This is a genomic window from Vibrio sp. 10N.247.311.49, from assembly GCF_041467655.1.
GTDB classification, from domain to species: Bacteria; Pseudomonadota; Gammaproteobacteria; order Enterobacterales; family Vibrionaceae; genus Vibrio; species Vibrio crassostreae_C.
Genome location: NZ_JBFSVA010000010.1, coordinates 56,722 through 80,980, shown reverse-complemented (window position 1 = coordinate 80,980; position 24,259 = coordinate 56,722). Strand labels below are relative to the sequence as shown.

At 45.9% G+C, this 24,259-nt stretch carries 20 protein-coding genes; 11 read left to right on the top strand and 9 right to left on the bottom strand.

Features of this window, described 5'->3' with window-relative positions:
* Nucleotides 1-19: 19 nt before the first annotated feature.
* Entirely contained in the window at nt 20-901 is an 882-nt protein-coding gene (gene gspC / locus AB6E54_RS11935) for a type II secretion system protein GspC (RefSeq protein ID WP_017062489.1), read from the bottom strand.
* 331 nt (nt 902-1,232) lie between these two features.
* Here gspC and hslR point away from each other — a divergent pair, with 331 nt between their 5' ends.
* From hslR to AB6E54_RS11915, 4 genes are all read left to right on the top strand, one after another.
* A complete protein-coding gene (gene hslR, locus AB6E54_RS11930; protein WP_017062490.1) occupies nt 1,233-1,619 on the top strand; it encodes a ribosome-associated heat shock protein Hsp15 in 387 nt (128 codons plus the stop codon).
* Nucleotides 1,620-1,637: 18 nt separating this feature from the next.
* Nucleotides 1,638-2,531 carry an Hsp33 family molecular chaperone HslO gene (gene hslO, locus AB6E54_RS11925; protein WP_017063067.1) on the top strand — a complete coding sequence of 298 codons (894 nt, stop codon included), beginning with the start codon at nt 1,638-1,640 and terminating at the stop codon, nt 2,529-2,531.
* Nucleotides 2,532-2,868: 337 nt separating this feature from the next.
* Nucleotides 2,869-4,494: a phosphoenolpyruvate carboxykinase (ATP) gene (pckA, locus tag AB6E54_RS11920; RefSeq protein WP_017062492.1), complete on the top strand. Its 1,626-nt coding sequence runs from the start codon at nt 2,869-2,871 to the stop codon at nt 4,492-4,494.
* A 154-nt stretch (nt 4,495-4,648) separates the two neighbouring features.
* Entirely contained in the window at nt 4,649-6,619 is a 1,971-nt protein-coding gene (locus tag AB6E54_RS11915) for an AsmA family protein (RefSeq protein WP_102332598.1), read from the top strand.
* 44 nt (nt 6,620-6,663) lie between these two features.
* Here the strand turns inward: AB6E54_RS11915 and AB6E54_RS11910 are convergent, their stop codons facing one another.
* From AB6E54_RS11910 to AB6E54_RS11900, 3 genes are read right to left on the bottom strand one after another with little or no spacing between them, the layout of a single operon-like run.
* A complete protein-coding gene (locus AB6E54_RS11910) occupies nt 6,664-7,599 on the bottom strand; it encodes a bifunctional GNAT family N-acetyltransferase/hotdog fold thioesterase (RefSeq protein ID WP_102332597.1) in 936 nt (311 codons plus the stop codon).
* Nucleotides 7,600-7,615: 16 nt separating this feature from the next.
* Complete coding sequence (gene dtd / locus AB6E54_RS11905; RefSeq protein WP_004735590.1) at nt 7,616-8,050, bottom strand: D-aminoacyl-tRNA deacylase; 435 nt, start codon at nt 8,048-8,050, stop codon at nt 7,616-7,618.
* Entirely contained in the window at nt 8,022-8,963 is a 942-nt protein-coding gene (locus AB6E54_RS11900) for a virulence factor BrkB family protein (protein WP_229648024.1), read from the bottom strand. The genes dtd and AB6E54_RS11900 overlap by 29 nt, the downstream gene beginning before the upstream one ends.
* Before the next feature lie 204 nt (nt 8,964-9,167).
* Here AB6E54_RS11900 and AB6E54_RS11895 point away from each other — a divergent pair, with 204 nt between their 5' ends.
* Nucleotides 9,168-9,809 (top strand): DUF2959 domain-containing protein, encoded by a 642-nt coding sequence (locus AB6E54_RS11895; RefSeq protein ID WP_029235101.1) that lies wholly within the window; start codon nt 9,168-9,170, stop codon nt 9,807-9,809.
* 31 nt (nt 9,810-9,840) lie between these two features.
* Nucleotides 9,841-10,371 (top strand): AAA family ATPase, encoded by a 531-nt coding sequence (locus tag AB6E54_RS11890; RefSeq protein WP_065585028.1) that lies wholly within the window; start codon nt 9,841-9,843, stop codon nt 10,369-10,371.
* A gap of 144 nt (nt 10,372-10,515) precedes the next feature.
* Here AB6E54_RS11890 and typA read toward each other — a convergent pair whose 3' ends face one another.
* Complete coding sequence (typA, locus tag AB6E54_RS11885) at nt 10,516-12,351, bottom strand: translational GTPase TypA (RefSeq protein ID WP_102394310.1); 1,836 nt, start codon at nt 12,349-12,351, stop codon at nt 10,516-10,518.
* A gap of 562 nt (nt 12,352-12,913) precedes the next feature.
* Between typA and glnA the strand changes: the two genes are divergently transcribed.
* The 5 genes from glnA to AB6E54_RS11860 all read left to right on the top strand — a co-directional run bounded on the left by glnA (nt 12,914) and on the right by AB6E54_RS11860 (nt 20,562).
* Nucleotides 12,914-14,323 (top strand): glutamate--ammonia ligase, encoded by a 1,410-nt coding sequence (glnA, locus tag AB6E54_RS11880; RefSeq protein WP_017059221.1) that lies wholly within the window; start codon nt 12,914-12,916, stop codon nt 14,321-14,323.
* Between the two features lie 214 nt (nt 14,324-14,537).
* The gene (locus AB6E54_RS11875) at nt 14,538-15,101 is read left to right on the top strand and encodes a DUF4124 domain-containing protein (protein ID WP_372105867.1); all 564 of its coding nucleotides are present in this window, start codon (nt 14,538-14,540) and stop codon (nt 15,099-15,101) included.
* A 168-nt stretch (nt 15,102-15,269) separates the two neighbouring features.
* Nucleotides 15,270-16,346 (top strand): nitrogen regulation protein NR(II), encoded by a 1,077-nt coding sequence (gene glnL / locus AB6E54_RS11870; protein ID WP_019826501.1) that lies wholly within the window; start codon nt 15,270-15,272, stop codon nt 16,344-16,346.
* A 121-nt stretch (nt 16,347-16,467) separates the two neighbouring features.
* Complete coding sequence (glnG, locus tag AB6E54_RS11865) at nt 16,468-17,871, top strand: nitrogen regulation protein NR(I) (RefSeq protein ID WP_372105865.1); 1,404 nt, start codon at nt 16,468-16,470, stop codon at nt 17,869-17,871.
* 108 nt (nt 17,872-17,979) lie between these two features.
* On the top strand, nt 17,980-20,562 hold the full coding sequence (locus tag AB6E54_RS11860) for an EAL domain-containing protein (RefSeq protein ID WP_372105863.1): 2,583 nt from the start codon (nt 17,980-17,982) through the stop codon (nt 20,560-20,562).
* 83 nt (nt 20,563-20,645) lie between these two features.
* On the opposite strand, the gene hemN is transcribed toward AB6E54_RS11860, so the two are convergent.
* The 4 genes from hemN to AB6E54_RS11840 all read right to left on the bottom strand — a co-directional run bounded on the left by hemN (nt 20,646) and on the right by AB6E54_RS11840 (nt 24,012).
* Complete coding sequence (hemN, locus tag AB6E54_RS11855; protein ID WP_017065810.1) at nt 20,646-22,037, bottom strand: oxygen-independent coproporphyrinogen III oxidase; 1,392 nt, start codon at nt 22,035-22,037, stop codon at nt 20,646-20,648.
* A 284-nt stretch (nt 22,038-22,321) separates the two neighbouring features.
* On the bottom strand, nt 22,322-22,810 hold the full coding sequence (locus AB6E54_RS11850) for a DUF2489 domain-containing protein (RefSeq protein WP_017060164.1): 489 nt from the start codon (nt 22,808-22,810) through the stop codon (nt 22,322-22,324).
* A gap of 6 nt (nt 22,811-22,816) precedes the next feature.
* The gene (gene yihI / locus AB6E54_RS11845; RefSeq protein ID WP_017060163.1) at nt 22,817-23,374 is read right to left on the bottom strand and encodes a Der GTPase-activating protein YihI; all 558 of its coding nucleotides are present in this window, start codon (nt 23,372-23,374) and stop codon (nt 22,817-22,819) included.
* Nucleotides 23,374-24,012 (bottom strand): class I SAM-dependent methyltransferase, encoded by a 639-nt coding sequence (locus AB6E54_RS11840; RefSeq protein WP_010433503.1) that lies wholly within the window; start codon nt 24,010-24,012, stop codon nt 23,374-23,376. Before AB6E54_RS11840 ends, yihI begins: the two co-directional genes overlap by 1 nt.
* Between the last annotated feature and the right edge of the window lie 247 nt (nt 24,013-24,259).

Below are 24,259 nucleotides of genomic sequence, written 5' to 3'. Positions count from 1 at the left end.
CTTCGTTAGACGCAAAGTTTTAAAATTCAATAAACACTTCATGTTGTTGACCATCTCTCTCGACCACCAGATTTAGCTCTGTTAGTTCTGAGATGGAACGGAATATGTTGCCCATAGCAGCAGGGTCTGTCAGGTCTTGTCCATTTAACTGAGTGGCAATATCTCCGTTTTGGAGCCCAACAGAGTTAAAAAGTTCTGAATCTTTGCCAGGGCTCACACGATAACCGATCACTTTATCGTCACGCTTCACCTGAGACAGTCGAACATATTGGAAGATTTGTTGCGGATCTTTCATTATCTTCGCTTTAATTTCATCAAGCTTCTCTTCTGCTGAAGCCGGATTATTACCACGAACCGAAGAAGAGCTACGAGGTGGCGCAGGCGCTGATACAGCCAAACGCTTGTACTCAATACCTTCAAGCATCAAGGTTTCGTCTCGTCCTGAGTTATCAATGATAACGCGGTCGATTAATACCGCTTTTAACTTGGCTCGAGTGCCTTCAATCTCTTCATTAATTCCGTAGGTCGCTTGCGTGCCGCGATTGGCGATCACCGCTAAGCTCAGTTTTGGATTCGAGCTCGCGACTGCACCCACTAAAACGAGGTTTAATCGCGTCTTAGGCGCATCTTGGATAACTTGCTGTTCAACCACAGCGGGCGTGCTTGGGTTGTAAGCACCAAACATGTTGCTCTGCTGCAAAGAAGAGATATCAAGGGTCGATTGAGGTGCTGAAGACGATGAAGCCGTTGCTGTCCAAGGCGCGATAGTTTGCTCAGCAGGTTCGATAAACCATGCAAGCTGCCCTAAGATCCATGCGGAAGCTGCAATCAATACACAACAGGTCGCTAAGCTTAGTTTCTGCTGAAGTACAAATCCATTCTCTAATAAGCGGCTCAACATAGGAGAATTCCCTACGCGATTTTTGAGCTCTAAAAAGTTCACTTTCCTAGTCCCTTTTCATGACGACAAACGCTGCAAATCATTAAACTTTCAGCTTTTTTATTCATTCGTTCGATACCAAGCTTATTTAAGCAATAAGATCCTGAACTATATCATAGCAAATCGATAAATCGGCATAACATGGCTATTTTGTATTATGACTTGAAAAAAATGCCAACCGCCTCCACTTTAAGCTTCTACTTAATGTGATAAGCATCATCAAAAACATGTTGCGCACTGTTCGTTACAGTTAAACCGCATTCATTTCTCACTTAATAAGGCACAGCCCTATATGAAAACTGCTAATGAAGCTGTCAGACTCGATAAATGGTTGTGGGCAGCTCGTTTTTACAAAACCCGGTCTATTGCTCGCAACATGGTCGATGGTGGCAAAGTCCACTATAATGGTCAGCGCAGCAAGCCAAGTAAAATTGTCGAACTTGGGGCTGTGATTACACTGCGCCAAGGTAATGAAGAAAAGACGGTAACGATCGAGAAAATCTCAGCCCATCGTGGTGGAGCCCCGATCGCTCAAACCCTCTATGAAGAAACCACCGAAAGCTTGGCAAAAAGAGAAGAGTTTGCACAACAGCGCAAGCTAAATGCTCATAGCCCAGCACCAGAACGTCGCCCAGATAAAAAGCAACGTCGTGACATCATCAAGTTCAAGACTCAATAAGCTAGAAGGAATAGCCAAATGGCAGACCCAATGTCTACAAGTAATGTTTTAAATCGCTACCTATTTGAAGACCTATCAGTACGTGGTGAATTGGTACAGATGGACGAAGCGTACCAACAGATTATTTCTAGCAAGGAATACCCAGCTCCAGTACAAAAGCTGTTGGGTGAGCTACTGGTTTCAACGACGCTACTAACGGCGACCCTAAAGTTTGAAGGTTCTATCACGATGCAGCTGCAAGGTGACGGCCCAGTATCTCTAGCAGTTATCAATGGCGATCACGATCAGAAGATCCGTGGTGTTGCTCGCTTTGAAGGCGATATCGCAGACGACGCAGGTCTACACGCCCTAATGGGTAAAGGTCATCTAGTGATCACTATCGATCCTAAGAAAGGTGAGCGTTACCAAGGTATCGTTGGTCTTGAAGGTGACACGCTTGCACAAGTGCTTGAAGGCTACTTCGCTAACTCTGAACAGCTTAAGACTCGTCTATGGCTGCGCACTGGCGAGCATGAAGGCAAAGCACACGCTGCAGGTATGTTGCTACAAGTAATGCCTGACGGCACCGGTACTCCAGACGACTTCGAGCACCTAGAGCAACTAACAGACACCGTGAAAAACGAAGAGCTATTCACTTTAGAAGCTAACGAACTGCTTTACCGTTTGTACAACCAAGAGAAAGTACAGCTATTCACACCACAACCGGTTGAGTTCTTCTGTGGCTGTTCACGCGATCGAAGTGCAGCAGCAATCATTACTGTTGCTCAAGAAGAGATCTACGACATCCTAAGCACCGAAGGAAGCGTTGGTCTACACTGCGATTACTGTGGCACAAACTACTCGTTCGACAAGAATGATGTTGATGCACTGTACGCAGAAGCAGCAGATAAAGGCAGCAATACGGTTCATTAATTTACGGCGTACCAAAAACACGTAATTTACCCCAAAAAGGTCAGCACTCAGCTGGCCTTTTTTGTGATCAAAATAGCGCAAACTCCGTAACATCTCGTAATAAAATCACCGCTTAATTTTAATCAATTAATAATGTTCTCGCCCCTAGCGCAAAGGTTTGCGTACAGGATAGACTAGTCGGGCCAATATGTGACGAGACGCTTAAAACCCCATGGCTAATATGGATATTTTTTGAGCTATATCCCTGTTTCCCCCGAGTCTCGTTGCTAGCATGGTGAGCAGATAACAATAAAAAATTAATACAAAATCCCTACAAAATATCCTACAAGGAGCACCTATGACCGTTATGGAACATACAAAGGCTGCACAAATTGATCTAACTAAGCACGGACTGACTGGCGTTACTGAAGTTCTTCGTAATCCTAGCTACGAGCAGTTATTCGTTGAAGAAACACTGCCAGGTTTGGAAGGCTACGAAAAAGGCGTAGTAACGGAACTAGGCTCTGTTGCGGTAGACACTGGTATCTTTACTGGCCGCTCACCAAAAGATAAGTACATTGTTAAAGATGACACGACCCGCGATACCATGTGGTGGTCAGATCAAGGCAAAAATGACAACAAACCGATTACAACTGAAGTATGGAATGAGCTGAAAGAGCTTGTGACAACTCAGCTATCTGGCAAGCGCCTGTTTGTCATCGACGGTTATTGTGGTGCTAACCCTGATACGCGCTTAAGCGTGCGTATTATCACTGAAGTAGCGTGGCAAGCGCACTTCGTTAAGAACATGTTCATTCGTCCAACTGACGAAGAGCTAGCAACGTTCGAACCTGATTTCGTGGTAATGAACGGTGCTAAAACAACTAACCCTAACTGGGAAAAGCAGGGTCTAAACTCTGAAAACTTCGTTGCTTTCAACCTAACAGAGCGCGTTCAAATCATCGGTGGTACTTGGTACGGCGGTGAGATGAAGAAAGGCATGTTCGCAATGATGAACTACCTGCTTCCTCTGCAAGGCATTGCTTCAATGCACTGTAGTGCAAACGTCGGCGAGAAAGGCGATGTAGCCATCTTCTTCGGTCTATCTGGTACAGGTAAAACTACGCTTTCAACCGATCCTAAGCGTGAGCTAATCGGTGATGATGAGCACGGTTGGGATGACGATGGTATCTTCAACTTCGAAGGTGGTTGTTACGCGAAGACGATTCGTCTATCTAAAGAAGCAGAACCTGAAATCTACAATGCAATCCGTCGTGATGCACTACTAGAAAACGTAACAGTTCGTGGTGATGGTTCTATCGATTTTGATGACGGTTCAAAAACTGAGAACACTCGTGTTTCTTACCCAATTCACCACATCGATAACATCGTTAAACCAGTATCAAAAGCCGGTCACGCTCAAAAGGTTATCTTCCTGACTGCTGATGCATTCGGTGTACTGCCACCCGTTTCTAAACTGACTCCAGAGCAAACGAAGTACCACTTCCTATCTGGCTTCACTGCAAAACTAGCGGGCACTGAGCGTGGTATTACTGAGCCAACGCCAACGTTCTCTGCTGCATTTGGTGCGGCATTCTTAACTCTCCACCCAACTCAGTACGCTGAAGTGCTTGTGAAGCGTATGGAAGCAGCTGGCGCTGAAGCTTACCTAGTGAACACAGGTTGGAACGGTACTGGTAAACGTATCTCTATCCAAGATACGCGAGGCATCATCGACGCTATCCTAGATGGCTCAATCGACAACGCTGAAACTAAGGTTATCCCTATGTTTAACCTAGAAGTGCCACTAGCGCTGCACGATGTTGACCCAGCGATCCTTGACCCACGCGATACGTACACTGACCCTCTACAATGGGAAAGCAAAGCGAAAGATCTAGCCGAGCGCTTCATCAACAACTTTGATAAGTACACAGACAACGCTGAAGGTAAGTCACTGGTTGCAGCTGGTCCTCAACTGGACTAATCCAACCATCTGCTCGGGCTTAGCCAAAAGCAAACGCCCAATTTAAAATGATATTTTTGTAGCAAGCCCCTCTTTTGAGGGGCTTTTTTGTTGATGCTTGACCCTTTTTGTTCCACTCTGTTTTAAGACTATTGAAATTTAAGGCTTTCAGGGAATGAAAAAGGTATTCATGGTGTTCGGCATTGTGTTGGCTATCGCCGTTGCAACTATCGCAGCGCTGCTATTAAGCCTGCAGACCCAATACCGTGCGGATGTTGCCAACTTTTTTATCAAACATACGATTGAACAACCTGTATTCATTGAAGATGTTGAGTATCAGGCGCCTTATCACATCACCTTAATGGGCATTACCCAAAGCCAACCAGAAAAGCAAACACCTCTGTATATCGACAAGATCGATCTTTGGTTCAGCCCCAGCTCGATGACAGAGGCCAAACTGGTCTTTGAATCTGTTTTGATCAGCGGCCTACAATTAGAGGCAGACGATCTAAAAACACTGACTTCTTTATTTACCCAACCAAACATCAAGCTCCACCAGCTGGCCATCAACAATCTCGACTTTTCGACGCCAGAGTTTAATGCGCGAGGCATCGACCTGCAGATCTCCGCCCCAACGTGGAACAACGATAACTCGCTGCTACCTTATGGAAAAACCCAACTCTCTGCCTCACAACTGTATTGGCAAGGTGAAGCATTCGATAATCTGTTGATTGACCTAGACTTAAAACCTAGCGATAGCACGCTTTATGGTGCTTCATTTGACTGGCGTGGCGCCAAGATTTCCGGTCAAGCAGAGCAGTATCAACAAGATTGGTCGTTGGTGAACGTGACCGTCGATGGATTACGACTCAATCAGAAACAGACCCAAAACCTACTAAGCAAAGAGTGGGATGTTGCAGGCATTAAGATTAATCACATCAATAGCTTAGATATTCTGCGTAGCGACGTAGAGTGGCAAGATGGCCACCTCGCTGCCTTTGATGCCTCATTAGAAAATATCCAACTGCCTTTTGAAATCTGGAAACAACAGAAAGCCATTTTTTCTCTACAGGCAGAAGGAGTGACCATTGATGATGACATGTTCATCGAGCCAAGCCTAAAGCTCAACCTAGAAGCAAACCGGATTCTGATTGAGGATTTCTATACTCAATTGCTGCAGGGCACTGTTCAGCTCAATGGCGAAGTTACCCCTAGCAGCATTCAATTAGCGCAGCTCGACCTGCAAGGCATCAAGTGGATTACCGAAAACCAAGATAGCCCTCTACCGGCCGCTCGCCTATTACCTTGGCTCACACAGCTCCAGAACGTCGAGATTAACCGACTTAACATAGAACGCAGTCAACTTATCCAACTCGCACAACAACCTTACTGGCAGGTCTCAGGATTACATGTCGAGGGGCATCAAGTTCAACTACTGCAAGATAGAAAACTGGGTCTGTGGCAAGGGAAGCTGATGGCGAGCGCCAATGATGCCAGCTATCAAAATATTCTCAGCGCACAGCCTGTGGTTGAGATGAATAGCGAACAAGGGAAATGGACGCTGACACGTCTGTTTGCGCCACTCAGGAATGGCTACATTGAAGCCAATGCAACGCTCGATTTTAACCAAATCAGCAAGCCATGGAGCTTAGATATTTCTGTCGATGGGTTACCGATAGCACCCATGCTGCAGCGACTTGAATTACCACTCGATGCAACCGGCTATGGCGAGTTTGAACTTCAAGCCGCAGGTTTATATGGCGACTCACTGATGCTCGGTTACTCAACCACAGGGCAACTCACTGGCAGCGTTCGCCAGGGTGTGATGACCTTTAATGACAAGCTTTCTGAAACATCGACTGATAACGTGTTTGAAATTCCAGAGCTTAATGCGCATTTTGACCGTGGGCGCTTCACTCTCGAACCGATGCACATTATTGGTGCGTCAGCAGCAGAGCAAGGCGAACAAAGGGTTCAAACGCTCAATGGCGAGGCTTCTGGAGAACTCGACTTGCTTAAAGCCGAGCAACACACCCTCTCGATTACCCTATCGGACCCATGTCATCAAATCTCAGGAAAGCTCACCCAAGCTGAGTATTCGGAGATTAACGACTGCCAACAAAAAAACGCCACTCCTCAGGAGTAGCGCTTTCAGTCAATAATTCTATCTATCATCAAGCGAGCGTGAAGTTATTCACTCGCCTTGCTATCCGTCGATAGTATTTTCTTATAATCAGGGATCAGCATATAGGTTCCCGTAAACTCTACCGCTTCCACATCGCCGCTATGAATGGTCACGTGAATGATGATACGTGCCTTTCTTCCTGACGCAAGGCGGTCCAAGTCACCACTGATCCCATCCAATGAAGTAGAGGCAACAGGGTTTTGCTCAACCGGGTGACGATAACGAATATTACTGTCTGCCAGCACGATATCACCGGTCAGCCCGCGTTCTTTCATCAATAACCAAGTCATCCCCCAACCAGTTAAGGTCGCTAAGGTAAAGGCAGAGCCTGCAAACATGGTATTATGCGGGTTCAAGTTGGGATTCAGCTGAGCACTACACTCAAATTGGTAACCCGTGTATTGGTTGATCTTGATGCCCATCTTGTCACTGATCGGGATCTGATGTTCCCAGCGCTGCTGAAGCTCATTACACCACTCAGGCTTACGCAGAACGTCTGCCATTGGGTCAAGATGCTTAACCATCTGTTGGTGACGCACAGGGCCACGTTGATCGTTAATCTCACCGCGACGTTCAAATTCATTCTTCTCATAGAATGAGATCGCATCTTCACGTGCATTACACACCAAGCGCTTAGCACCCTCTTGGCGAGCCAATGACTCAAGTGCGACTAGAATCAACGAACCCATGCCTTTACTTTGGCGAGATTTCTTCACCGCCATATAGCGGATCTGACCTTCCAGATCTGGGGTGATATACAGACGACCAATCGCCATCGGGCGACCACGACCATCAACAATCATGCGATGGTGACTCATTGGGTCATATTCATCGCGCTCAGAACCTACCGGCATTCGCCAAGGTTCACGGAGCATCTGCCAACGAAAATGGTAATACTTGTTTAGCTGATTTTCGGTGGTTGGTGTTATGAGTTTAAACATGCTTATTCCTTTAAGCCTAAACCTGCAGCCAGAATGTCACTGGGCCATCATTAACCAAAGACACTTTCATGTCGGCTGCGAATCGGCCACGTTCCGTTGGTAACACTGATTCACACTGGTCAGAGAAATAGTTATAAAGACGCTCAGCATCTTCTGGGTGAGCACCACGAGAGAACCCTGCTCGAGTCCCTTTCTTGGTATCGGCCGGCAGAGTGAATTGAGACACCACTAATACCTTACCTTCTACTTGCTTCACGTTGAGGTTCATTTTATCGTCTTCGTCTCCAAAGACACGATAAGTGGTCACTCGTTCCATCAAACGTTTGGCTTTGGCTTCGTCGTCACCTTTTTCTACGCCTAACAAAACTAATAAGCCTTGTTCAATCTCACCAACTACTTCGCCATCAACACGGACGGCAGCTTCACTTACTCTCTGGATCAGTGCTATCACTGTTGTTTCCTTGCTCTGTGATTTTGTCGTTATCCGAAGAGTGTACCATTTCTTTCGAGTCACTCCACTGTTCCTGCTCACCCAATGCAGCGGTCACCTCAGCACCCACCAGCACAATCAACCAGCACAAATAAACCCAGACAAAAAGAATGGGAATCGCCGCCAATGCGCCATAAATCAACTGGTAAGAAGGGAATTGAGTAATGTAGGCCGCGAAGCCTTTCTTACTGAGTTCGAACAACAGAGCCGCCACTAGAGAACCTGCAGCCGCATGAGAAAAGTGTATCTTTTTGTTGGGAACCAACAGGTACAGACCGAAAAACGCAAAGAAAGAGAGAATCAAAGGCAGTTTGCGAATTACGGTATTAAAGGCGCCAGATACGACTTCATTTTGTAGCAGACTGAGCGATGTCACATACGAAGTGGCAGCAATACTCGCCCCAACCAAGATCGGCCCAAGTGTTAGCACCATCCAGTACATTGAGAACGACAATACCGCACGTCGCTTCTCATTAACACGCCAGATGTAGTTTAGGTTCTTATCGATATTCGAGATCAACATCAGTGCCGCAATGAACAAGAACACACTACCGACCGCCGTCATCTTACCCGTGTTGGCAACAAACTCGAGCAAGGCACCGTGCACCGCATCTCCTGACGCTGGAACAAAGTTGATAATAACGAAGTTTTGAATCACGATACCAACATCAGCAAAGATGGAAAATGATGACAAGATAGAGAGCAGAACCGTCAACATCGGTACGATCGAGAGCAAAGTAATGTACGCCAAGTAGCCCGCATTCACGTTGACTCTATCGTGCGTCATTCGCGCCAAAAGATAGCGAGAAAACTGAATACTGAGTGTGGCGACCTTTTTTATCTTCAACTTGTAACTCCCTTGTAACTCGTTCATAGTCCTAATTAATATTCCGACATATTAATCACAGTAAGTAAATGTTCAAAAATAGCGCAGGAAAAAGGCTTGAGAACAAGGCAGATTTTTTGATAAGTAGTTATTCTACAATCAAAAATTCTAACGCCGTTATCGAGCATTTTAACAAGCTAGGTTGGGCAGTTATTTACTACGATTGATATTATTTAACTATAGGAAACTAGGATGCCTTATTTAATAGTTATAGTCCTCTCTATTTTTACTCTTACTGGATGCCAATCAGCTTATTACTCCGCAATGGAGCAAGTGGGTTACCACAAGCGTGACATTATGGTCGATAGAGTGGAAGACGCTAAAGAGTCGCAGCAGGATGCTCAGGAAGAGTTTACCAGCGCACTTGAAGCCTTGAGTAGCCTGACTAATTTCAGTGGCGGCGACCTTGAAGACATGTACAACCAAATCAATGATAAATACCAAGACAGCGAGAAAGCCGCGCAAAATGTCAGTGACCGCATTGCTGCGATTGAAGATGTGTCGGATGCGCTGTTTGAAGAGTGGCAGAGTGAGTTAGATCTCTACACCAGTGATTCACTGCGCCGCTCGAGCGAGCAAAAACTTCGTGAAACTAAATTGTCTTACCAAACGATGCTGTCAGCAATGAAGCGCGCCGAGAAGAAAATGGACCCAGTGCTCAATACCCTTCGCGACAACACGCTTTACTTGAAGCACAACCTCAATGCGAGCGCTGTCGGCTCGCTGCAAGGTGAGTTTATGAGCTTAGAAAAAGACATCGCCTATGCAATAGAGCAGATGAATGCGGCAATAGCAGAGTCGGATAAATTCCTAGCTCAACTCAATCAGAAGTAGTGCCATTAGAAGCGAATTAAGATAAACCCGTATGAACCCAATCATTGTTACTGGCGGCCCAGGGGCTGGTAAAACCACACTAATTAATGCCTTGGGTGACATGGGTTACCCGATATTCGCTGAGTCCTCTCGCCAGTTAATCGAACAGCAGAGTCAACTTGAGAACGGTATCTTACCTTGGTTAGACCTTCCAGGCTTTGCTCGCCTATGTTTAACCGTCATGAGCGAACACAAAGACCAAGCCAGTCAGCATCCTGTTGCCTTTCTCGATCGCGCCATTCCAGATATCTGTGGCTACTTGGCTCAGGCGAAACTAGAGATAAACACAACCTACCGAGAAGCGAGCCAAGGTTATCACCCCCAAGTGTTGTTCTGTCGCCCTGAGGCTTCAATTTATGTCCAAGATGATGTGAGACCTTATCCGTTTGAGGAGGCGTTAGAGATTCACCACGCGTTAGAAAGAGTCTACCAAGAACTTGGTTATGAGGTGGTTGAAGTGCCGTTTATGCCAGTCGAAGAACGGCTTCAATTCGTTGAGCGTTACTTAGGTATCAAAAGCTAGATCCCCAACTCGGTCGTTCCTCCCTCTTGAGGATGACGAAATCTCGTTTAACCGTATCTAAACAAACTAAAAAACAAAAGCCCCGAGCAGCTAGGCTACTCGGGGCTTTCTTATCTACTTAGCAAGAAGCTAGTCAGCTGGCAATTAAGCCTTAGCTGGACGTGCTGCACGCTTACGTTCGTTTTCAGTAAGAAGCTTCTTACGGATACGAATGCTTACTGGCGTTACTTCTACTAGTTCGTCTTCGTCGATGAACTCAAGAGCTTGCTCTAGAGTGTGACGGATAGGTGGCGAAAGAACCTGTGCTTCATCAGTACCAGATGCACGAACGTTCGTTAGCTGCTTACCTTTCAGACAGTTTACTGTTAGGTCGTTTGAACGGTTGTGAATACCGATGATTTGACCTTCGTATACTTCATCCGCGTGCTCAGCAAATAGACGACCACGTTCTTGTAGGTTGAATAGTGCGTAAGTCAGAGCTTTACCAGTTGCGTTCGAGATTAGAACACCGTTGTTACGTTGACCGATTACGCCGCCTTTGTGAGGACCGTAGTGATCAAATGAGTGGTAAAGAAGACCAGAACCAGACGTTAGAGTTAGGAACTCAGTTTGGAAACCGATAAGACCACGAGAAGGCATCATGAAGTCCATGCGAACACGGCCTTTGCCATCTGGAGACATATCAGTTAGCTCACCTTTACGTAGACCGATGTTTTCCATGATGCCACCTTGGTGCTCTTCAAGCACGTCGATAGTCACAGTTTCAAACGGTTCAGTTAGGTTGCCATCTTCGTCTTTCTTGATGATAACTTCTGGACGAGATACAGCTAGCTCGAAACCTTCACGACGCATGTTTTCGATCAGGATAGATAGGTGAAGTTCACCACGACCTGAAACACGGAAACGATCTGGGTTATCAGTTTCTTCAACACGTAGTGCAACGTTGTGTACTAGTTCTTTCTCTAGACGCTCAAGGATGTTACGTGAAGTAACGAACTTACCTTCTTTACCCGCGAACGGAGAAGTGTTTACTTGGAACGTCATTGTTACTGTTGGTTCATCAACAGAAAGCGGAGTCATTGCTTCAACATTGTTTACGTCACAGATAGTGTCTGAAATCTTCAGCTCACCAAGACCAGTGATTGCAATGATGTCGCCAGCGTTAGCTTGCTCAACTTCGTGACGGTCAAGACCTAGGTAACCAAGAACTGTACCTACTTTACCGTTACGTTTTTTGCCTTCTGCATTGACGATAGTTACTTGTTGGTTTGGTTTAACTGAACCACGAGTAACACGAGCAACACCGATAACACCTACGTAAGAGCTGTAATCAAGTTGCGAAATTTGCATTTGTAGTGGACCGTCAAGGTCAACAGAAGGAGCATCTACTGTATCAACAACAGCTTGGAACAATGGTTCCATGTTCTCGCCAGTTTCGCCTTCAGTCATTGTTGCCCAACCGTTTAGAGCTGAAGCGTAAACAACTGTGAAGTCTAGTTGCTCATCAGTAGCACCTAGGTTGTCGAAAAGGTCGAATACTTGATCCATAACCCAATCAGGACGAGCGCCTGGGCGGTCAATCTTGTTGATTACAACGATTGGCTTAAGACCGTGTGCGAATGCTTTTTGCGTTACGAAACGAGTTTGAGGCATTGGGCCATCAACTGCGTCAACGATAAGCAGAACAGAGTCAACCATAGACATGATACGCTCAACTTCACCACCGAAGTCCGCGTGTCCCGGAGTATCTACGATGTTGATGCGGTAATCATTCCAGTTGATTGCTGTGTTCTTAGCAAGAATGGTAATGCCACGCTCTTTTTCGATGTCATTCGAATCCATGACACGCTCTTCAGCTTCACCACGAGACTCAAGAGTGCCTGACTGTTGTAGCAGTTTATCAACCAAAGTCGTTTTACCGTGGTCAACGTGCGCGATGATCGCGATATTTCTTAACTTATCAATCTGTGGAGTAGACATGGATTCTCGATTCACTCATAAAAGTAGCCGTCACTTATCTCAAAAGTTTGGATAATAACCGCTAGCTTGATTTAAAAAACGGTCAATAATATACCAGATTCTAGACAAAAACCCAGAAATATGTGATCTGAACCGGGGCTTTTTTCTTTATTAGCGATTCATATCCGCTTAACTTTGATTCAGTACAGTGTTGAGCAGCCAAATTCGTAGGACTCTAAAAAAGTATCACCTACGAGTGGCGAGCCAAATCTCCCGCAAAATAACAAAAGTGGATTGACAACTTAGGCAATTCATTGCTGAATGGTGCTCGCTTATGTCTCATATTGGTGCACAGACAAACAATTGCACCAACAAGGTGCGCCCGGAGATCATTTTGGTGCAAAAACCAAATTAAGCAAAACCGAAAAACAAGTAAATCATTGAAATTAATGGAATAATTTTTTTGGCACGTTTTTGGCTATAGATAAATCAGCATCGATTAATGCACTTATAGACATTAATCAATGCTAGTTTCAACCGAATCGAGCTAATACCGAATTAATAACACTGGAGGTTATCCAAGATGTCAGTAGAAAATGTACTATCCCTGATCCAAGAGAACGAAGTTAAATTTATCGACTTACGTTTTACTGATACAAAAGGTAAAGAGCAGCATATCTCTATTCCTTCTCACCAAGTTGATGCAGACTTCTTCGAAGAAGGCAAAATGTTTGACGGCTCTTCAGTAGCTGGTTGGAAAGGCATTAACGAATCTGACATGGTAATGATGCCAGACGCAGCATCTGCTGTACTGGACCCATTCACAGAAGACGCAACACTAAACATCCGTTGTGACATCCTTGAGCCTGCAACAATGCAAGGCTACGACCGTGACCCACGCTCTATCGCTAAACGTTCTGAAGAGTACCTACGTTCTACAGGTATCGCAGACACAGTTCTAGTTGGTCCAGAGCCAGAATTCTTCCTATTTGACGACGTTAAGTTCTCAAACGACATGTCTGGTTCTTTCTTCAAGATCGATGACGTAGAAGCAGCTTGGAACACAGGTTCTGACTTCGAAGGCGGTAACAAAGGTCACCGTCCTGGCGTTAAAGGCGGTTACTTCCCAGTAGCTCCAGTAGATTCATCTCAAGACATCCGTTCAGCAATGTGTCTAGTAATGGAAGAGATGGGCCTAGTTGTTGAAGCTCACCACCATGAAGTAGCAACTGCGGGTCAAAACGAAATCGCTACTCGCTTCAACACGCTAACAGCGAAAGCTGATGAAACTCAAATCTACAAGTACGTTGTACACAACGTTGCTCACGCATTTGGTAAAACAGCGACATTCATGCCTAAGCCACTAGTTGGTGACAACGGTTCTGGTATGCACGTTCACCAATCTCTAGCAAAAGACGGCGTTAACCTGTTTGCTGGTGATAAGTACGGCGGCCTATCTGAAATGGCTCTTTACTACATCGGTGGTGTAATCAAGCACGCTCGTGCAATCAACGCGTTTGCTAACCCATCAACTAACTCGTACAAGCGTCTTGTACCTGGTTTCGAAGCACCTGTAATGCTTGCTTACTCAGCACGTAACCGTTCTGCTTCTATCCGTATCCCAGTAGTACCAAGCCCTAAAGCACGTCGTATCGAGCTACGTTTTGGTGACCCAGCAGCTAACCCATACCTATGCTACTCAGCAATGCTTATGGCTGGCCTTGACGGCATCAAGAACAAGATTCACCCAGGCGAAGCTATGGATAAAGATCTATACGACCTTCCTGCAGAAGAAGCAGCTGAAATCCCAACAGTTGCAGAATCTCTACAAGAAGCTCTAGCAGCGCTTAGCGAAGACCGTGAGTTCCTAACAGCTGGCGGCGTATTCTCTGACGATTTCATCGATTCTTACATCACTCTGAAATCTGACGACGTACAACGCGTGAACATGGCTACACACCCACTTGAGTTTGAACTGTACTACTCAGTTTAATCTCCTGTAGAGATAAGCCATTTCTTACTGCAACCTTGTAAGAATCGCTGACTAAATATTAGGCTCGCCTCGCAGGCGGGCCTTTTTTATATTCTCCCTCCCCCCGCTTCCTCGTACCATACCTTAGACAAAAGCCCTCAGAGGCTGTCGCGCTAAATACAATAAAACCAACGCCAAACGTGAAATCACCTAGCGGTGAAAAGAGGCTAAAGATATGAAAAACATACTGTTCCTAATCGGGTTAACAGTCGCGCTCTCGTGCTCTGCTCAAACTGTGTATACCTGGGTAGATGAAGATGGCGTGCTCCACTTTAGTGATAACCCTAGCGCTCAAGATGCCGAGGCTCTTCGCCTGCCAGATGTGCAAGCTTCAGCACCCGCCCCTAAATTTGAGGCCTCGACTCCGGTTGACGCCGCAGCTTCCTCTACAACTAAAACGCCAGCTAAAACTCAGGCAGAAACCGAAACCACAAAGCGCGAGGTTCCTACTCAATTAGCCCTCACCATGTTGACTCCAGTTCATGATCAAACCATTCGTAGTAATCGCGGCTTAATCCCGATTCAGATAGAACTCAACCGAAAGCTTGGTATAGGTGAGCAATTACAATTGATGCTTGATGGCCGTCGATATGGCGCCCCACAGACCCAGCCTATTTGGGAATTAAAAGGTATCGATCGAGGTACTCACACCATTGCAATTCAAGCACATAGAAGCGGCAAGCTTATTGCATCTACTAGTCCAGTCACCGTGTATTTACATCGAGCGACGCTCAAGTAGGCCAATGTGTTAAAAGAGGCCAAATAACCTCTACTTTTCACCTAATCGAAGCAGCTTTCAGCGACTCTAATGAATTATCTTTAGCTTCTGGTTGATATGCGCCATACTTGAACTTAGCTACGCACCAATTTGGTGCAGTGAGAAAAACACCAGTTCAAGGACGAAATAGTGAATCGATCAGCCAAAAGCGACAGCATAGATACACACCATCTTTCCAGCGCCATTCTCGACAATATGGTGACTTCGACATTAATGCTCGATGAGCAATTGTATGTCCGATACGCAAATCCGGCGGCTGAGCAGCTCTTTTCACAGAGCGCACGACGCATCGTTGATCATCCACTGAGCCAACTTATCCAACACGCTTCACTTGATTTGGCGCTTCTGACGCAACCGCTACAAAGTGGCCAGAGCATTACCGACAGTGACGTTACCTTCGTTGTTGATAACCGCCCACTGATGCTTGAAGTCACGGTTAGCCCAATATCTTGGCAGCGAGAGACGCTGTTATTGGTTGAGATGCGCAAGATAGACCAGCAAAGACGCCTTAGCCAAGAGCTCAACCAACATGCACAACAACAAGCGGCTAAGTTGCTGGTACGCGGGTTAGCACATGAGATCAAAAATCCACTCGGTGGCTTAAGAGGTGCGGCGCAGTTACTTGGGAAAATGCTTCCTGATCAGTCTCTTAATGAATATACGCAGATCATTATTGAGCAAGCCGACCGCTTAAGAGCATTAGTCGACCGTCTGCTTGGCCCACAGAAGCCGGGGACTAAATCAGAAGAGAACCTTCACCAGATACTTGAGAAAGTCAGGCAGCTCGTAGAGCTCGAATCGGGTTCAACGCTCGCCATCGAAAGGGATTACGACCCGAGCCTACCGGACATCTTGATGGATTCGGCACAGGTTGAACAAGCGATGCTCAATATCGTGAGCAATGCAGCGCAGATTCTAAAGACTCAAGATTCTGGCAAAATCACCATTCGCACCAGAACGGTGCATCAAGCAAATATTCACGGGCAGCGACACAAACTCGCGGCTCGTATTGAGATCAGCGATAACGGTCCGGGCATCCCCGATGATTTAAAAGACACGCTGTTTTACCCAATGGTCAGCGGACGAGAAGGTGGAACAGGGCTGGGGCTATCGATTTCTCAAAACCTGATCGATCAACACAATGGGAAAATTGATGTTGAAAGCTGGCCAGGCAACACCACATTCACGATTTATCTACCGATTTAGGTCATAAGAACCTCGCTATTGGACAGCGAGATGAAAGGCTTAGCTCGGTAACACAAAGATTAAGAGATCATAAAAACAACAATGATTATCACAATAGATTTGGCTGTAAAGGAATTGAATTATGAGTAAGGGATACGTTTGGGTCGTCGATGACGACAGCTCTATCCGCTGGGTAGTAGAGAAAACACTTTCATCTGCGGATATTAAGTGTGAAACATTTGCTGATGCTGAGAGCGTGTTGCTTGCGCTTGAGCGCGAGACACCGGACGTTTTGGTGTCCGACATTCGCATGCCTGGAATTGACGGGATTGAGCTGTTACACCAAGTTCACCAGCGCTCTCCCGACCTGCCAGTGATCATTATGACCGCGCACTCAGACCTCGATGCGGCGGTGAATGCTTATCAAAAAGGCGCCTTTGAATATCTACCAAAGCCGTTCGATATTGATGAGACACTGACTCTAGTAGAGCGAGCCATCGCACACAGCCAAGAGCAGAAACGCGAGCAAGCCAGCGAAGTAGCCGAAGAAACCAACGCACCAGAAATCATCGGTGAAGCACCGGCAATGCAGGAAGTTTTCCGAGCTATTGGCCGTTTGTCTCGTTCATCCATTTCGGTTCTTATTAATGGTGAATCGGGGACTGGTAAAGAATTAGTCGCGCACGCGCTGCATCGTCACAGCCCAAGAGCTAAAAAGCCATTCATTGCGTTAAACATGGCGGCAATCCCTAAAGACTTGATCGAATCAGAGCTGTTTGGCCACGAGAAAGGCGCCTTTACTGGCGCTAACAGTGTTCGCCAAGGACGCTTTGAACAAGCCAACGGCGGCACCCTATTTCTGGATGAGATCGGTGACATGCCACTCGATATCCAAACTCGCTTGTTGCGTGTACTTTCTGATGGTCAGTTCTATCGTGTCGGCGGTCACTCTGCAGTTAAGGTAGACGTTCGTATCGTTGCAGCAACCCACCAAGATCTTGAGCGCTTGGTGCATGAAGGCGACTTCCGTGAAGACCTTTTCCACCGACTCAACGTTATCCGAATCCATATTCCGGCACTGCGCGAACGTAAACAGGACATTGAAAAGCTGACTCACCACTTCCTAGCATCCGCCGCTGAAGAGCTTGGTGTAGAAGTGAAGACACTGCACTCTGAGACCATCATGAAGCTCAACCAGCTAAATTGGCCGGGTAACGTACGTCAGCTTGAGAACATCTGTCGTTGGCTCACAGTCATGGCGAGCGGCAGTGAAATACTCCCTTCAGACTTGCCTCCAGAACTGTTGGAAGAAAAAGTGGTGACGACCTCAGGGACGGGAGACAACTGGCAACAACTGCTCGCTAATTGGGCAAAGTGTGCGCTTGATTCAGGAGAAAAAGAGCTACTAACTTATGCGCTGCCAGAGTTTGAACGTATACTGCTAGAGGCTGCACTCAACCATACCAATGGTCATAAACAGGATGCAGCCAAGGTTTTAGGTTGGGGAAGAAACACCCTAACTCGTAAACTAAAAGAACTGTACTGACCTGATATGACTCTCGATGCGGCTACTTTTTTAACCAAAAAAGGGTCGCTTGGTTTGAATAGTGTCGGTACAATTAAGGTATGTCATTCACTAAAGTTGTAGCTAAAGATGTCTTTGAAAACACAAATTACCTTGAGAACTGCTGTGGTTCTGCCATTCGTGATGATTTTTCTGTTCACTATGAGCGTAATGGTTTTCACTCAAAAGCAAAGCTACAAAGAGATGGTGAGTGATGTTAGTGCACGCCAACTAACATCACTTACTGACCATGTTCATCAAAGCCTGTCCAACTTTTTAGAAAAGCCATTTCACGCGAACCTCTCGCTCAGCCATAACATCGGCTACCACCACCTTTACCAAGCGGGAAACCTTAGCAAGGTCCAAGACTACATTCTTTATACGTTTTCAGACCATTTCACTGCTATACCTCAACTCGATGTGATCGGCTTTGGTTCTGAAGATGGTAACTATGTCGGTTTTCGTAAAGAAGCTAACAACGGCTATACCTTGATGGTACAAGACGAGCGTACTAGCGATCAGCTGGTCATTTACCGTGGCAGCAAGATCAGCGAAGACATTCGATCTGTGATTTCAGGTTACGACCCGAGAGTCCGCCCTTGGTACACACCCGTTGCGACGCAAAAAAAGGCTGCATGGTCGCCAATTTATGCCAATGCAGATGAACGCCAAGAGATCACCTTATCTGCCCTCGCCCCTATCTATGATGACAACGAATTCAAAGCCGTCGTCGTTAGCGACATTAAGATCAATACCTTCAATGCATTTCTCAAAGAACTCAAAGATAAAACGGATGCCTCTGTTTATATCATTGATAAACAGCAACGCTTGGTCGCTCACTCGGGCGGAGGTAGCGTGGTCTCTTGGGGAACAGGGAAAACTAATAAGGGCCAACGCTTACTGGCATCAGAGAGTGCTAACCCGGTAATACGTGAAAGTGCGAGCTACGTAGACCAATTTCACCTAATCGATAATTTGGGCGTGCAGCGCTTTAGCTTTCGCCTAGACAACGAACGATACTTCAACCAGATCACCCCTTATGAAGATGAGCACGGCATCACTTGGTTTATTGGTATGTCGATCCCTGAAAGCAACCTACTCGGTGAATTACCTGAAAACCAAAGAAACAGTTGGTTGCTCGGGCTAGCGCTGAGTTGCATTGGTGTCATTGCTGGGTTAATTGCCTTTAATCGCGTAACCCAACCCATCACTTCAACAGCGGATGCGGCAAAGCGTCTTGCTAAAGGCGATTGGGACACGAGCATGCCAAAGACAGGGCATATCTATGAAACCAGCATGTTGGTGGCGTCATTCAATGAAATGGCCAACAACTTAAAGGCTTCCTTTCAAGCATTACAGTCTCAGCTTACCTATGACTCATTAACCAAGCTATACAGCCGCGAAGGCTTTATCGACGCTGCCAAGAAAAACCCTGCAAACGAAAAAGGCACACTTTATTTAGTGGGTATTGATCGCTTCCGAGACATCAATGACAGCCTTGGTCATTACAATGGTGACCAATTGCTTATCATTGCGGCCGCTCGTTTAAGAGGCACATTGCCATCCGAGTACCTATTAGCTCGCACTGGTGGTGATGAGTTTGCCATCTACGCGCCAAACGTAACGCAAAGCGATGATGTTCAGCTGCTGACTAACCGCTTACTTCAAACCTTCGCTTCCCCATTTTCAATGGAATCGGAAAGCGTGGTGATTAAGGTATCGATGGGGATAGTGAATGTCTCGAATCTTCACGACATTACACTCCTGCTACGCAGCAGCAGCATTGCATTGAGCAATGCGAAACAAGACAAAACCAGTGTCTGTATTTATAGCCTTGAAATGGGCAAAGCATCGAGACATCGCACCAAGATGTTAGCGCGGATGAACCGAGCGATTGAGCTTCAACAGTTCGAACCGTTTTATCAACCTATTATTGATCTGGAATCTGGCTCGACCATAGGAGCAGAAGCTTTAGCTCGCTGGATAACGGATGAAGGGGTGATCTCGCCACTCGAGTTCATTCCTCTCGCGGAAGAGAGCGGGCTCATTGACGATATCGGCAAGCAAATTCTACATAAGTCGTGTCGAGATACTGCCATCGCGATTGAATCAGGAAAGTGGAGCAAGGACTTCTCGATTCACGTCAACCTGTCGGTCGATCAACTGAGTGAAAGTGGCTTTGTGGAACAAGTAAAAGGCACGTTGCGAGACACAAATCTGCCAGCAAGCAACCTGACACTAGAGATCACCGAATCACGCATCGTCGACAACGACCCGACCATCATCGATAACATGCTGACTCTAAAAGCACTAGGGATATCAATTGCGATTGATGACTTTGGTACCGGCTATTCGTCACTGGCTTACTTACACAAACTGCCATTCGACTGCCTTAAGATCGACCGCAGCTTTGTCAGCAAACTTGATAAAGAGAACCTAGATAGCTCCATCGTCGCGGCCATCGTTAACATCACTAAGGGCTTCAAAGTAAGCTTGGTGGCAGAGGGCGTTGAAACACAGCAACAGGCTGAACTTCTCAAGCAGCTGCAGTGCCCGCTTGCTCAAGGCTTCTTATACAGTCGCCCAGTTCCGTTTGACCAATGGCCTACCGACCTCATCAACTCCAAGCAAAGTGCCAAGGTCAAACAAAATACCACTGAGAGTCTCACCTAAACCAGGCAGAAATCGAATGAGTCAGATACAAAAATGCCAGCATGATGCTGGCATTTTTTATTGTTCTATTCTCTATCGAGCGATTAGATAACGCGAGAGAATTGCTGTTGGCGAGCCTTGGCACGTAGGTATTTATCAAAACACATACAGATGTTACGGATCAGCAAACGGCCACGCAAAGTCACGCGGATTTCTTTATCATCGACTTCAACCAACTCATCGTTGATAAAAGTTTGTAGAAGCTCTAAATCTTCTTTGAAGTAGCGATTAAAGTTAACCGAGAACTCAGATTCGATCATTGTTTTATCAAGCTTGAAGTTACAAATCAGCTGCTTGATCACTTCACGACGTAGAAGGTCGTCACTGTCTAGAGCAACACCTTTCCAAAGTGCATGACGCAGGTCATTCACCTGAGCGTAGTACTTCTTCAGCTCTTTCTGATTTTGTGCGTAAGCATCACCAACCATAGAAATCGCAGAAACACCGAAACCAATTAAGTCAGCTTCACCTTGGGTGGTGTAGCCTTGGAAGTTACGATGCAGAATACCTTCACGCTGTGCTACGGCTAGCTCATCTTCAGGTAGTGCGAAGTGATCCATACCAATGAACTGGTAACCCGCTCCCGTTAGCGTCTCGATGGTATCTTGCAAGATAGCCATTTTCTCTTTCGCTTCAGGTAGATCTTCGTCTTTAATCTTACGCTGCGCCGCAAACAGCTGAGGCATGTGTGCGTAGTTAAATACCGATAAACGGCCCGGCTTCATTTCTAACACTTGCTTCAATGTTTCAGCGAACAAAGCTTGAGTCTGCTTTGGTAGGCCGTAGATCAAATCCAGATTAGTTGAACGGAAGCCTAGCTCTTTCGCTCGTTTAACCATCGCAATGATGAACTCTTCATCTTGCTCACGGTTAACCAGTTTCTGCACTTCTTTATTGAAGTCTTGCACGCCAATGCTCAGGCGGTTGAAGCCTTCGTTACGCAGGTGGTCAAGTACGTCTAGCTCAATCTCACGCGGGTCAACTTCAATACTGATTTCAGCGTCAGCGGTGAAGTTAAACTCTTCACGCAAAATACTCATCAAACGAGTGATTTGTGTTTTGGTCAAGAACGTTGGCGTACCACCACCGAAGTGCAATTGCGTCACTTCACGGCCATTCAATAAAGAGGCGCGTTGGCGGATTTCATGTTCAATCACATCAAGGTACTCATCCGCTTTATGCGAGTGACGAGTAATGACTTTATTACAACCACAGTAGTAACAAAGCTTGTGGCAGAACGGGATATGCACGTAAAGAGAGAGTGGACGCTCAGGGTACTGAGTACACGCCATGTCGTAATCAGCGACGGTAAACGCTTCATGAAACTCCAACGCAGTTGGGTATGAGGTGTAACGAGGTCCCGAATAGTTGTACTTGTTTAAGATCTCTTGATCCCAAACGATTTGCTGATTCGTTGTTACTGGCTTGCTCGACATAGCGGTATTTCCAATTTAGATCCGCGAGAACCTAAGGTCTCTCAAATCATTTTACATACATTAAAATATAGACGGGTTATTTTGCCACACGACCTGTAAGGTCGTTCCAAGACAAAATCAATTTTTTAGACAAAAACTCAGAACTGCTAGCTTGATCACTAACAAAGCGTCGGGATTAACGAGACGCAAAAGGTAAGAAGGCTCATTTAACACTATCTATAAAGATAAGGTGTCTCAAGAACACCCTGTATTAAACAAGCCTCTATTTTAAATAGTCTTAGCGACTAGATCATCTGAATGTTGATTTGGTTGTTGAGAGGTTTAACCTTCTCTTGCAACCTTTTCAGATCTTCAATGACCGCATCATTCAAGCGAGTCTCTGCCTTATGGCGCGTGAGATTCTGCTGCATGCGCTCTTTCTTCGTCAGTTCCTGTCTTGCCTCTCCGCGAGCCATATCTTTTACGATATGGTACAGCTCAGAAAGAGCAGGATACTCAGAATCAAAATCGACACGCTCATCACCCTGAACATTATCCATAATGATACACACTCGGATACTGATCTCAGGTAAGTCACATTGCCCTTGAATGCCCGCTAAGCACAAAGTATTTACGTTTTCGTAAATCGTCGCGTTGCGTTTTTCAATGGCTAGTGCTTGATGCTGCTTTTGCAACTCCGTCTGCTTCTTCACTTGAAGTAGAAGGTAACCTGCGTAAGAGCCCAAGCCGAGAATGATAATTCCACCAGCAATTGCTAATAAGGTTACGTTCACTGGCTATTAACCTTTAAAGCTGTCTAAATCGAAATCTTCGAATTGAGATAGCAAGTCTTCGTCAGAGCTCGCTTTCTTCTTAGAGGCAACCGGTGCTTCTTCGAAGATCTCTTCTTCATCGTCTTCTGGCTCTAGTAGACCTAAGCGGCCCATTAGGTGTTCGATACGATCAAGTTTCTCATCAACAAACTTCTGTAGACCAGCACCTAGGTTTTCACCATTTTCGATACGATCTAGGAGTGTGTTCAGTTGAGCGTCATTCTCAAGCATCTCTAACTCTTGTTCGTTAGATAGCTTGCGCTCTTGTTTAGTCGGCTTCTTCGCTGGTTCAACGATCAGCGGAATTTTTTTCTTGCTGCCTAAACGTGGATCACGAGCTTGTGCAGCTTTACGCTGTTTTGCTTCGCTACCATCTGAGTGACGGCTGCCAGACTTAAGGCCTTTACGCTTTTTAACACGCTTACGTTCACGACCTTCAACATCAGATTCACTACGGTTACGAGTAACCATAGGCTCCGGAGCGCCAAGTGCTCCCGGCTTTCTTGATTTCTTACTACGACCCATTACTGCACTTTCCTCAGTAAAATTACATCATTTCCAAAAAATTCTAGTTCGAGCTTATCCCGCTCTGCCAAAAACTGGAATGTTTGACGACTAAAGAAGACGACATGTGTCGGGTCATTCTTGTAGTGCCAACCAGCAAACGCGTCTACGTCTATTACTAGTTTAGTCATAAGACCAATCCAGCCCTTGGGTTTAACTAAATTCAACCATTGCTGCCACACTTTGTCTGGGTGATAAAGATGCTCTATCACCTCCGTGGCAGTCATAAAGTCATACGTTTTTTCCAACACAGAGGGTTCTGGGTGGTAATAGATATCGTACAACTCCATGGTGTGTCCGGCTTCTTCTAACATAATAGATAGCGTAGGGCCTGGGCCACAACCAAAATCCAACCCGTGTGAGTTAGATGAAATTTTGTCTGTTAGTGGATCCGCGATGCGAGATAAAAAGCGGCGATAGCCTGCATCACTAGGATCGTTCTCATGGAGATCATAGTGTGCTTTTTCTTCTTTTGCTTCTAACCTTTGTTCAGGTTTAACAAATACCAGTTCACATTGCTGACACTGCAGATAGGCTCTGCGTTTGTCTTCAAAATAGTGATTCACGCCTTGGTGATGGCATAAGGGACAAGTATACATAGCACATCCTTAAACAGGGATGCGAAACATACCAGAAACTGAGTTTATAGTGGAGAGGTATTGGGTGTTTTTTCATCAAATCAATAAAAAAAGCGATAGGAAAACCTATCGCTCTCTAAATCTGCCTATATCGGCCAAAATTTGCATACTCAACTTGGTACACAAATCTCCATTTGTTATTGGTGCTTTCCATGCCAAATTTGTTTGTTGTTCATCGTCCTGATGAGTTTTGGCTATCCTTTTCTAA